Annotated in this window: 11 protein-coding genes; 7 read left to right on the forward strand and 4 right to left on the reverse strand. The window is 52.1% G+C overall.

The window, feature by feature from the left end:
* Positions 1–81 precede the first annotated feature (81 nt).
* From CLV58_RS02680 to CLV58_RS02710, 7 genes are all read left to right on the forward strand, one after another.
* Entirely contained in the window at positions 82–1,713 is a 1,632-nt protein-coding gene (locus tag CLV58_RS02680; protein ID WP_106136234.1) for an OmpA family protein, read from the forward strand.
* A gap of 118 nt (positions 1,714–1,831) precedes the next feature.
* On the forward strand, positions 1,832–2,209 hold the full coding sequence (locus CLV58_RS02685; protein WP_106136235.1) for a hypothetical protein: 378 nt from the start codon (positions 1,832–1,834) through the stop codon (positions 2,207–2,209).
* Positions 2,210–2,212: 3 nt separating this feature from the next.
* The gene (locus tag CLV58_RS02690; RefSeq protein WP_106136236.1) at positions 2,213–3,604 is read left to right on the forward strand and encodes a serine hydrolase domain-containing protein; all 1,392 of its coding nucleotides are present in this window, start codon (positions 2,213–2,215) and stop codon (positions 3,602–3,604) included.
* Between the two features lie 54 nt (positions 3,605–3,658).
* Positions 3,659–3,982 (forward strand): DUF3467 domain-containing protein, encoded by a 324-nt coding sequence (locus CLV58_RS02695; protein ID WP_106136237.1) that lies wholly within the window; start codon positions 3,659–3,661, stop codon positions 3,980–3,982.
* A gap of 223 nt (positions 3,983–4,205) precedes the next feature.
* The gene (rpsL, locus tag CLV58_RS02700; RefSeq protein ID WP_106136238.1) at positions 4,206–4,628 is read left to right on the forward strand and encodes a 30S ribosomal protein S12; all 423 of its coding nucleotides are present in this window, start codon (positions 4,206–4,208) and stop codon (positions 4,626–4,628) included.
* 59 nt (positions 4,629–4,687) lie between these two features.
* On the forward strand, positions 4,688–5,155 hold the full coding sequence (gene rpsG, locus CLV58_RS02705) for a 30S ribosomal protein S7 (protein WP_106136239.1): 468 nt from the start codon (positions 4,688–4,690) through the stop codon (positions 5,153–5,155).
* A 130-nt stretch (positions 5,156–5,285) separates the two neighbouring features.
* A complete protein-coding gene (locus tag CLV58_RS02710) occupies positions 5,286–6,155 on the forward strand; it encodes an aldose 1-epimerase family protein (RefSeq protein ID WP_106136240.1) in 870 nt (289 codons plus the stop codon).
* 94 nt (positions 6,156–6,249) lie between these two features.
* Here the strand turns inward: CLV58_RS02710 and CLV58_RS02715 are convergent, their stop codons facing one another.
* The 4 genes from CLV58_RS02715 to CLV58_RS02730 form a co-directional block, all read right to left on the reverse strand.
* Positions 6,250–7,128, reverse strand: a complete 879-nt coding sequence (locus CLV58_RS02715) for an OmpA/MotB family protein (protein ID WP_106136241.1) — start codon at positions 7,126–7,128, stop codon at positions 6,250–6,252.
* Positions 7,129–7,312: 184 nt separating this feature from the next.
* A complete protein-coding gene (locus tag CLV58_RS02720; RefSeq protein ID WP_170108629.1) occupies positions 7,313–8,509 on the reverse strand; it encodes an AGE family epimerase/isomerase in 1,197 nt (398 codons plus the stop codon).
* 129 nt (positions 8,510–8,638) lie between these two features.
* On the reverse strand, positions 8,639–11,131 hold the full coding sequence (gene lon, locus CLV58_RS02725) for an endopeptidase La (protein ID WP_106136243.1): 2,493 nt from the start codon (positions 11,129–11,131) through the stop codon (positions 8,639–8,641).
* 178 nt (positions 11,132–11,309) lie between these two features.
* Entirely contained in the window at positions 11,310–11,792 is a 483-nt protein-coding gene (locus CLV58_RS02730) for a DUF6702 family protein (protein ID WP_245882183.1), read from the reverse strand.
* Between the last annotated feature and the right edge of the window lie 27 nt (positions 11,793–11,819).

The raw sequence follows: 11,819 nt of genomic DNA on the forward strand, positions 1-11,819 counted from the left end.
TGCCGTTAGCGGCTGATTGCATACAAACCTGTGGCTAGCCGTCGTTCTCGGTACAGCACACTATCCCTTCGCGTAACAACCATGAATGCCTCCGGCGTCCTTGCCCTCGGTTTAGTTGTCTTTTCTTCGGTTGCAGCCGCTGCACAATCGAAGCCGGATTCGGCAGCATCGTCGCCACTGCGCGCAGAAAATCTGGGCAATCAGGTCAATTCGGAATACAATGAAGTCAACCCGATGATTTCACCGGATGGAAAGACACTGTATTTCGCCCGTATCAGTCACCCCAACAACACCCACGGGACCAAAGGCAGTCAGGACATCTGGTTTTCTGAACTCGACCCGGCCACCAACAAATGGGGTCCTGCCCGACGGCTGGGTTTTCCGCTCAACAAAGACGAATATAACTGCGCCTACAGCATCACACCCGATGGCAACACAATGCTTGTCAAAGGGCAATACGCCAACGGCAACTACGAAACCCGTGGCTTTTCGATGGCCAAGAAAACGGCTAATGGCTGGTCGGCACCGCAGAAGATTGACGTTCCCAACTACGTCAATCTAAGCAAGGGGCAGTTCGACTGTGGCTTTATGTCGGCCGACGGAAAAGTGCTGCTGATGGCGTTCAGCGAAAAGAAGAACAGCAAGGAAGACGACATCTACGTCAGTTTCCGGCAGAAAGACGGGTCGTGGAGCAAGCCGATGAACATTGGGGCGGAGGTGAACACAAAATTCACGGAGACGACACCTTTTCTGGCCCCCGACGGGGCTACGCTTTATTTCTCAAGCGACCGCGATGGCGGGCAGGGCAGCAACGACATCTACGTCTGCAAGCGGGTCGACAAGACGTGGAAACACTGGTCGAAGCCCGTCAACCTCGGCCCCAGCGTCAACACCGACGGCTACGACGCGTACTACACACTGGGTGCATCCGGCGATTACGCTTACCTGACGACATTCAAAAACACCATCGGCAAGGGTGATATTGTTCGGGTAAAGCTAACCGACGATCAGCCTACCAATCGGCCGGGCAAAGTAGGTGGCAGCGACGACTTGGCTGCCAACCAGCCCATCACCCGACCTGATCCTGTTGCCCTCATCAGCGGGCGGGTTATCGACCAGAAAACGGGGAAGCCGGTTGAAGCCCGGATTGTCTATCAGACGTTATCCGATGGCACCGAAGTGGGCGAAGCAACGTCGGACCCGGTATCGGGCGAATACAAAATCGTCCTACCCTACGGCCAGAAGTATTCGATGCGGGCCATCGCCAAAGACTTCATTGCAGAGGGCGATAACGTCGACCTGACGCAGACACCGAAAGGTTTTCAGGAAATCACTGGTAAGGAGCTAAGGCTGGTACCGATCGAAGTGGGGCAGTCGATCCGGCTGAACAACATCTTCTTCGATACGGGAAAATCAGAACTGCGCCCAGAGTCCGGCCCCGAACTCGACCGACTGGTGACGACGCTCAACGAATCGCCCAAGATGGCCATCGAAGTGCGGGGTCATACGGATAACACGGGCTCCAATGCGATTAACGAGAAGCTGTCGCAGGATCGGGCCGACGCGGTACGGGAATATTTTGTCAGCAAAGGCATTGAACCCGATCGAGTTGGCAGCAAGGGTTTCGGCGAAAGCAAGCCAATCGCGACCAACGATACAGACGCGGGCCGCCAGCAGAACCGGCGTGTTGAGTTCGTCATCGTTAAGAAGTAGGTACCATTCGTCCGGTTGACGTACCGTTGAACCAGAAAGCACACGTTCCGTCCGATTGTCAGCAGGCGGTATTGAGCAACGGGCTACTTTGGGCCCGCAATCAATCACTTCCTATCTGATGAAACAATTCGCCATTTTCGCCTGCTTCGCTTTGTTTTCGCTGGCCGCTAACGCCCAGACGGCTCCATCCGATACGGCTAAACTGAACGCATTAGCCCGACAGGCACAGCGCTATTTCAACAACAATCAGGTCGATTCGCTCTACAGCTTGATGGGCGCGATGTCTAAGCAGCAGATATCAGCCGACAAACTGCGGGAAGTAATTGCGCAGCTTAGCGGCCAATTGGGTAAATGGACGAGCCTTGAGCCACGCGGTGTTCAGGAAGGTATTGCCCGCTACAAAGCTACTTTCGCCATGGCCTCGCTCGACTTTTACCTTAGCCGCGACAAGGAAGGAAAGATCGAGACTTTCTTTTTCAAGCCTTATCAGGAATAGCCTATGCGTCTGCTCATCTTAATTAGTTGCGGGCTCATCGGCTTTACGGCACAGAGCCAACCAGTAGCCATTAAGTCGCTGACGCAACAGGTGCAACGGTTGTATAATGCTCAACAAGCCGATTCGCTGTACCTGCTTATGTCGTCAGCGTTTCGGCAGCAGGTTCCTCGGGCGGCTTTGCGACAATTTATAGCTAGCTCATATACCCAGTTGGGGCGCTGGCAACGTAGTGACTATGTTCGTCAGCACGACGGCTTCTCGGAGTACAGGGGCATCTTTGACCGGGATACGATGCTGGTCAGTATTGCCGCCGATACTGGTGGTAAGCTAGCCGGTTTCAGCCTGTCGCCGATGATCGCATCGAAGCAGCTGACTACTGACAACCGGCTACGTTCTCCGTTCGATCGAACCCTCGATTCACTAGTACGTATACATGCCCGCCAGCACTTGACGATTGGCATGAGCATCGGCCTGGTTCGCCACGACAGCCTGTTCGTTTACAATTATGGCGAGACAAGTCGTACGAACGGGCAGCTCCCTACCGACAGCACACGTTACGAGATCGGTTCGATCAGCAAAACGTTTACGGCGACATTACTGGCAGCTATGGTTCGGCAGAAACAGGTGGGGCTGGACGATCCGATCAATCGATACCTACCCGGTTTTATCCCGATTCTACAGCGCGATGGCGCGGTCGTGACCATGCGTATGCTGGCTAATCACACGTCGGGCTTACCGCGTCTACCCCGTAATCTGGATAACGTAGGCAGTCCACCCGACAACCCGTATCAGGCTTATGACAATAAGGCACTGTTCGCTTGCCTTAAAACGGTATCGCTGGCTAGCAAGCCTGGCACTACGTATCAATATTCTAACCTGGGCGCAGGTCTGCTGGGAACCATTCTATCGCGCGTTGCCGGAAAATCATACGATCAATTATTGAGCAGTATAATTACCGGGCCGCTGGCCATGACGCAAACAACGTTAACACTCCGGCAAGTCGACCGGCTTCAACTGGCTCAAGGGTATGACGAAACTGGTCAGTCTACGGCAAACTGGGATTTTCAGGCGTTGGCGGGTGCGGGTGGCATTCGCTCCACTGTTCATGATCTGCTGATTTATTTACGGGCTGAACTAGGCAACTCACCGGCGGATTTGGGTACAGCTATACATATGACTCAGCAGATTACGTTTCAGGATAAGCAAACCCGTGTAGGCCTGGGCTGGCATCAGACCGCAGCGAAAACGGGCTGGTGGCATAATGGCGGTACGGGTGGATACGCCAGTTTCGCCCGCTTCGACCCGACAGCACAGACAGCGTTGGTAATCCTATCGAACACAGCCGTTTCAGTTGATGAACTGGCCCTGGCAATTAGTCGTTTGCTAGTCTATTGACCCACAGGCGACAGCACTTTATTCCTATTTTTGTGCGTTAAAACAAGTTATAGCATGACACCACAGCAACCCAATCAGGAAGGCTCGATCGACGTTGAACTCAGCGAAGAAATTGCCGAAGGCGTTTACGCTAACCTGGCGATGATTGCTCACTCAAACAGCGAATTCATCCTGGATTTTATTCGACTGATGCCCGGCGTACCGAAAGCAAAGGTCAAAGCCCGCATCATTCTGACCCCCGAACACGCCAAACGGCTGCTCGATGCTCTATCGGAAAATATTAGCCGGTACGAAGAGGCCAATGGTAACATCAACAAACCCAGCGACACGTTTCGTTTTCCGTCGGGCGGATTTGGTGGCCCCGGTGGGCAGGCTTAAAATTGACGTTATAGCGTTAAATAGTCGTAAGGCTGTAAAGTTATAGCGTTTTATAGTTGGCTGACGCACATGACTAGCCACCGGATGGGCTAATGCGTCAGCCAACTATGAAACTATACGACTTTAAAACTCTATAACTTTACTAGTCAGGAACTTCAAAAGAATTTCCGTATCTTTGCACCTCAAATTTCGGGAAGACTGATTTTTCGTAAACAAAACCAAAATGCCTACCATACAACAATTGGTGCGTAAAGGCCGCGAGAAGCTCGAATTCAAATCGAAATCGCCTGCTCTCGATGCCTGCCCACAACGTCGGGGGGTATGTACACGTGTGTACACCACGACACCGAAGAAGCCGAACTCGGCCCTTCGTAAAGTTGCCCGTGTTCGTCTGACGAACCAGAAAGAAGTAAACGCCTACATCCCGGGCGAAGGTCACAACCTGCAGGAACACTCGATCGTACTGATCCGGGGTGGCCGGGTAAAAGATCTGCCAGGTGTACGTTATCACATTGTACGCGGTGCGCTCGATACAGCCGGTGTAAACGGCCGTCTGCAGAGCCGCTCGAAATACGGTGCCAAGCGGCCGAAACCAGGTCAGGCTCCAGCCGGCAAAGGTGCTCCCGCAAAAGGTAAGAAGAAGTAATTAATCCGACTGCCCGTTGAAAAACTACGGCAGAGTAAGATCAAAAATCTGAAGCAATCATGAGAAAGGCGAAACCGCCCAAGCGTTACGTATTACCCGATCCTAAATACAAGGAGGTTCTCGTAACCAAATTTGTAAACAACCTGATGTACGAAGGCAAGAAGAGCCTGGCGTACGGAATTTTCTACGATGCCCTCGACGTAGTGGCTAAACGGACCAACGAAAGCGGTCTTGACACGTGGAAAAAGGCGCTTAACAATGTTATGCCGTCGGTTGAAGTAAAAAGTCGTCGCGTCGGTGGAGCTACCTTCCAGGTGCCAACCGAAGTACGGGCAGACCGAAAAGTCGCGGTAGGCATGAAATGGCTTATTAAGTATGCTCGTTCGCGGGGAGAAAAAACCATGGTAGACCGGCTCGCAGCCGAAATCGTAGCTGCCTCGAAAGGGGAAGGCGCGGCTGTGAAAAAGAAGGACGATACGCACCGTATGGCTGAAGCCAACAAGGCGTTCTCGCACTTCCGGTTCTAAACCAACTAGCGATCTGATTTTCCCGACAGATAGCCAACTTATACAAAAGCCGCTCAACATTGAGCGGCTTTTGTTGTTTTCAGCAAAGCATGTTAATCCATCAGCTTGCTTATAAATCAGACAACGTTCTATGACTACGCTGGAAAACGACTTTCTCCGAGTAACCATTCGCCCGCAGGGAGCCGAATTGACGTCATTGTTGCACAAGCCAACCGGTATTGAGCACATCTGGCAGGCAGATCCGGCCGTGTGGGGCTGGCACGCCCCTACCCTTTTCCCGATAGTTGGTGGTAGTCTGAACAGCGAATTGCTGATCGATGGTAAAAATTACCCCATAGAGCGGCATGGTTTTGCCCGTAAGCTACCGTTCGACCTGCTCGATTCTACGCCTACCACCGCCGTTTGGGGTCTCACGTCGGGCAAGCAAACGGAACCGCACTTCCCGTATGGGTTTACTTTTCAGATTAGCTACGCGTTGATCGACGAGCAATTAACCGTTACATACCGGGTTTTCAATCAGGACACAAAGACCATTTACTTCTCGGTTGGTGCCCACCCGGCTTTTTCGGTGCCCTTCAACGCGGACGAGTCGTACGACGACTACTATATCGACTTCAATCAGCCGGAGCAATTAGAAACGCATATGCTGTCGAAGGATGGCTTCTTTACGGGCAAAACCCAACCCGTACCGCTCGACGGATACAAACTTCATCTGAACGAACACTTATTCGATCAGGATGCACTTGTATTCAAGCACCTAAACTCCCGGCGCGTGTCGATTCGTAGCAAGAAACACGATCATGCGGTCGACGTTGATTTTGCCGATTTTCCTTATCTGGGTATATGGGCCAAACCTGGCGCGCCCTTCGTTTGTATCGAACCGTGGCTGGGTTATGCTGACAGCGAGGGCGACCAAAAGTCAATCGAACAGAAAGAAGCGATTCAACAGGTTGCGGTTGGGGGTACCTTCGAAGCGTCGTTTACAATTACCCTCTCGTAGCCAGGAGTATATGGTCCTTTCGCCGGACCACGTACCTGAAAAACAAAACGGGGAGCTTCATACGAAGCTCCCCGTTTACGTTAGGCTAACCAGCTTACTTACCCGCCTGTCCGTTCGACAGCAGGTTGAAGAACTGATCCAGTTTCGGGGTAATGATGATTTCCGTCCGGCGGTTCTGCTGACGACCCGCTGAGTTCGAGTTGTCATCTTTCGGTGCGTATTCCGAACGACCACCCGCCGTCATGCGCGATGGCTGTACACCAAATTTGGTTTGTAGCGTACGGACAACCGACGTAGCGCGCAGAGCACTCAGATCCCAGTTGTCTTTGATCGATGGCGTCGAAATAGGGACGATGTCGGTGTGCCCTTCTACAAGGATGTCGAGATCTTTATGGTCGTTGACCACCTTAGCGACCTTACCCAGTACGGTTTCGGCACGTGGGGTGATGTCGTAGCTACCCGAACGGAACAACAGCTTGTCCGAGATTGATACGTAAACGACACCCTTTTTCACTTCAACCTGTACGTCCTGATCGTTGATGTCGTCCAGTGAGCGTTTCAGATTCATCACCAGCGCCAGGTTGATCGAATCCTTCCGCTGAATCGACGCGTTTAGGTTATTGGTATATTTGGTTTGCTCGTTGAGCGTTTCCAGCGATTTTTTGATGCTTTCCGCCCCCGACTTGCTCACGATCGACAGGTCCGACATGCGATCGAGCAGGTTGGTATTGGTCCGTTTCAGGTAGTCGATTTGCGCCTGAAGATCACCGACTTGCTTGGTTTTAGACTCCAGATCGGTAGTCTGCGTTGACAGTTGCGCCCGTAGGTCAGCCGTACGCTTGTCACAATCATTCAACGAGGCAATCGCTTTATCACGCGCGTCCTGAATTGATTTGATTTCGGCCATACGCTTCTTCGAATTGCAGGATGTCATCATGACAACAGCCGAAACAAGAATCAGTAATTGCTTCATAACAGGGTAACTAGAAATGGATTAGATCAGAAAAGTTGGGGGATTGCGACTGGGTAGCCGTATACCAAATTTTTTACAAAAATACGATTTTCCGGGCAAAGCCGTAATCCCCTCCTTCTTATAAGGAGTTTTTTCCTTGATAAATTGCAAAAACTGTCATGAAAACTAGATTTTAATCAGTTTCTCACAGTTTTTGAATAGTCTTTAAAACAACAGCGAGTTGTTGTACTACAGCATAACAGTTAACAATCGGGCTCGCTTTCAGCGGCCAAGCCGGCTGTCGCTGTGCGTCGACGGCTATGTGCCAGCCAGCATTGGTGGAATCAGGAAAAACGGCAAAGGCGTAATCATGTACGCGCTGAAACCACTTCATACAATCGTTGTGACGCGTATGAACATAACTTTTGCAGAGTGCCGATAAAGCCTCGCCCATGATCCAGTTCCAGTAGTAGCCGTCCGGTTCGGTAGTAGACTGTAGTTTCTGATCGACATAGTTGCGCAGGCCACCGGCCGTTTCGTTCCAGCTCTGCTCACAGGTATACAGGCACCAGCCTGCCGCCTGCTGTGCCAGCCGTCGGTTCGGTACTAATTCGCAGTATGTCAACAGACAGTTGACGAGCCGCAATGTCAGGCCGACATCGAGCCGGCGTCCTTCGGGGGTATTGATATAGCCACCGTCACTTAGTACACAGGGACGTACGGTATCAGTACGACGATCGACAAACAGTTGTTGAATTCCCTGTACAAGCTCGTGCATGCGGTCTTTCCAGGAATCTTCATCGAGCAGGTAACGGCAAGTAAGCAAGGCTTCCAGGCCGGTCACCCACTCGCGCAGGTAGCGTGTTTTTCGTATAGAAGGCACTGTCGTCGATGCGGCCTCAGCCTGCGCATCAGCCAGATCGGCCAATAAATCGGTCAGCAGCGCTTTTGCCAGCATTGCCCACTCATCATCCTTCGTAGCCCGATAGAACTGTCCGTAGGCCATGATCGTATACCCATCCGATTCGTTAGTCATAGCCAACTCGACAGGGTGTCCTACACGATCGAGCTGCTCGTAGCAATGAAGCCGATCGCCGTGCGCAAACTGACTCAGAAACGTGACGCCCAACCGGGCATGATCGAGCCAGCGGGGTTGCGCGTCGACGGTATTGTACAGCCACGCAAACGCGTAGGCTTGCTGCGCCTGCCGGGCAACGTACTTATCCCCGTCAACGACAGCTCCCGTCGGGGTAAGCCAGTCGAAGTAACCGCCATGGGTGGTGTCAGGGCCGTGATCGAGCCAAAAGGGTACCACCTGCTTGAGCAATGCCTGCTGATAGGTAGCAGTCAGCTTTTGCAGGTTGGTTCCTGTTATATCGGCAGTTGATCGGCGGGTAATCACGACAAGGGTAAAACAAAAAGCGAATAAACAGCAAAACGCGGACGACGTCAACTGCCTGCGCATTGGTCCGTCATCCGCGTCTTAGTTAAGCCTGACAGATCCCGATTATCTGTCGCGTCGCAATCGAGTTTAATACACCCGCTCTACGACTTCGCGCAGTTCTTTTTCGTCGGGGAAAACAAACTTCATCGGCTTACCCACCTTACCCTTTAGCAGGGCAATGTCGAGCACCTGATCGACCGTATCGACGTAGTGGAACGTCAGGTCTTTGATATACGTCTGATTGATCTCTTCGATGTCCTTACGGTTCTTCGAGCAAAGAATAATCTCTTTCACGCCCGCCCGGTTTGCCGCCAGAATCTTCTCTTTGATACCACCCACCGGCAATACCTTGCCACGCAGCGTAATTTCGCCGGTCATAGCAATGTATGGCTTCACTTTGCGCTGCGTGTAGATCGACGCCATCGACGTCAGCATCGTGATACCGGCAGATGGTCCATCTTTGGGCACCGCCCCCGCCGGTATGTGGATGTGCAGGTCGTAGTGGTTGAACACGCGATAGTCGAGACCAAGGTCATCGGCGTGGGCTTTCAGGTATGACAAAGCCGTAATCGCCGACTCTTTCATAACGTCACCCAGTTGCCCCGACAGCGTCAGCGTACCTTTCCCCCGACTCAGGCTCGACTCAATCATCAGAATCTCACCACCGACCTGTGTCCAGGCCAGCCCCGTTACCATACCAGCGATGTCATCATCGGCGTACAGTTCCTTGTCGAAAATCTCAGCGCCCAGCATTCTGTGGATGTCCGACGCCTTGATTATGTGGTTGTACTCCTCTTCCATCGCAATCGACTTGGCGATTTTCCGCACCAGTGCACCGATTTTCTGCTCCAGATTCCGTACGCCCGATTCCCGCGTATAGCCTTCGATAATCTTCAGAATGGCTTTATCGTCAATCTGAAGGTCTTTCGTTTTCAGCCCGTGGTCTTTACGCTGCTTCGGGATCAGGTACTTCTTGGCGATCTGTACTTTCTCTTCGACCGTGTAGCCCGCGATGTCGATAATTTCCATCCGGTCGCGCAGGGCGGGGTGAATGGTATCGAGCGAATTGGCCGTAGCCACAAACAACACCCGCGACAGATCATACTCTGTCTCAAGATAGTTGTCCATGAACGTCGAGTTCTGTTCCGGATCGAGTACTTCCAGCAGGGCCGACGACGGATCACCCCGGAAGTCAGAACTAACCTTGTCGATTTCGTCCAGAATAAACACCGGGTTCGACGAGCCGCACTTCCGAATGTTCTGAATTACTTTGCCCGGCATCGCACCGATGTATGTCTTGCGGTGACCCCGGATTTCGGCTTCGTCATGAACGCCACCCAGCGCCATGCGGCTGTACTTGCGCCCCAGTGCCTTCGCGATCGACTTACCCAGCGAGGTCTTACCAACGCCCGGAGGACCGTACAGGCACAGAATAGGCGCTTTCATATCGTTCTTCAATTTCAGAACGGCCAGGTATTCGATAATGCGCTCCTTTACCTTTTCGAGTCCGAAATGGTCGCCATCCAGAATTTTCTGCGCCCGTTTCAGGTCGAAATTATCCTTGGTATACTCGTTCCAGGGCAGGTCAACCATCAATTCGATGTAGTTCATCGTAACCGGGTATTCCGGTGCCATAGGGTTCGACCGTTGCAGCTTGCTAAGCTCCTTGTCGAAATGCGCCCGTACCTCCGGCGACCATTTCTTGCGATCGGCCCGCATCCGAAGCTCATCGACTTCCCGATCGGGATTATCCATGCCCAACTCGTCCTGTAGCACTTTCATCTGCTGACGCAGGTAGTAGTCGCGCTGCTGCTGATCGAGATCCGACGAGGCTTTCGACTGAATCTCGCGCTTTAGTTCGAGCAGTTGCACTTCACGCAGCATGTATTCGAGCAGCAGACTCGCCTGCTGACTACCATCGGTCAGTTCGAGCAGGCGCTGCTTGTCTGATACTTCGGCGTTGATATTCGACGACAGGAAATGAAGCAAAAAGGTCGGGCTCTCGATGTTATCGAGGGCAATGCGGGCTTCCTGCGGAATTTCGGGATTCAGACGCAACAGTTTGTAAGCCGCATCTTTCAGCGACTGGATCATCGCCTTCCCTTCTTTCTTGTTTACGTTCGGGAACGAATCGTCAATCTGCCGGACGGTCGCCGTCATGTACGGGTCTTCCTGCGTAATCTGCTCGATCTCAAACCGCTTCTTACCCTGAATGATGATGGTGATGTTACCATCGGGCAGGGTAATCATCTTGATGATGTAAGCAACCGTACCCATCTGGTACAGGTCGTCGGCGGTGGGCTCGTCTTTTTGCTGATTCAGTTGCGCCGTTACGCCGATAATCCGATTGCCTTTGTACGCTTTTTTGACCAGCCGAATCGACTTTTGCCGACCAACCGTCACAGGGATTACCATACCTGGAAACAGTACCGTATTTCGAACGGGTAGGATTGGCAGGTTTTCCGGCAATTCGTAATCATCATCAACCCCTTCCGGCGAGCCAAGTGGAACAATTTCCAGGTTATCCGAATCAAAATCGGATAGAAGCAGGCGGGTAGCTAAATCGTTTTCTACTCTCATATTTCCACTGCCAAAATGACAGCTTCTAAGCGTACATGAATTCCTGCCAGTACTAAAAAAGGGAGGATAGTTAGTGGGTACAAGGCATGTGCCAACCTGGCTTTCTGCCGATTCGGCTTTGCCAGTCGTAATGGCCCCAATATAGTTATACTGAGGCTTTTCGCCCTTATAAATTTACTTAGTTCAGAGAAACGTCCTGAACGGGTAGGTTCCGTCGGAAAACAAACGTTTTTTTCTGACCCTGATACTGTAGGTTGACCATGTTGACCTGATCGTCAAACAGGTCCGTCAGGATGTTTTGTTTCATGACACCCCCTTTAAAAGGCTCGGTGTATGGCATTTCCAGATAAATCCAGTTGGCGTCCGCTTCTTCTTCGTGTCCTACGTAGGTAAACGCCTTCGGCTGCCGTTGGGGCGTCATGTAAGCGACATGCGCCCGGACGTACTTTTCCAGTAACGTATCGTCTTTCTTGTCGCCTGTCAGATGCACTTTCGTACCCGCCGTTTCCGTTAGGGCTTTTTCCAGGTCATCGGTAAACACCCGGATACTCAGCTCAAACGCTCGTTCCTTCGGGTTGTACACCATCTGTGTCACACTGGCATGAAAGTCGTGCATCGGGCGACTGGCCGTCAGCCCGATACAAAAAATACCTAGCAGCAATGTAAGACGAATGGATGTAACCAAGGC

The organism is Spirosoma oryzae, from assembly GCF_003002825.1.
In the GTDB taxonomy this organism is placed as follows: domain Bacteria; phylum Bacteroidota; class Bacteroidia; order Cytophagales; family Spirosomataceae; genus Spirosoma; species Spirosoma oryzae.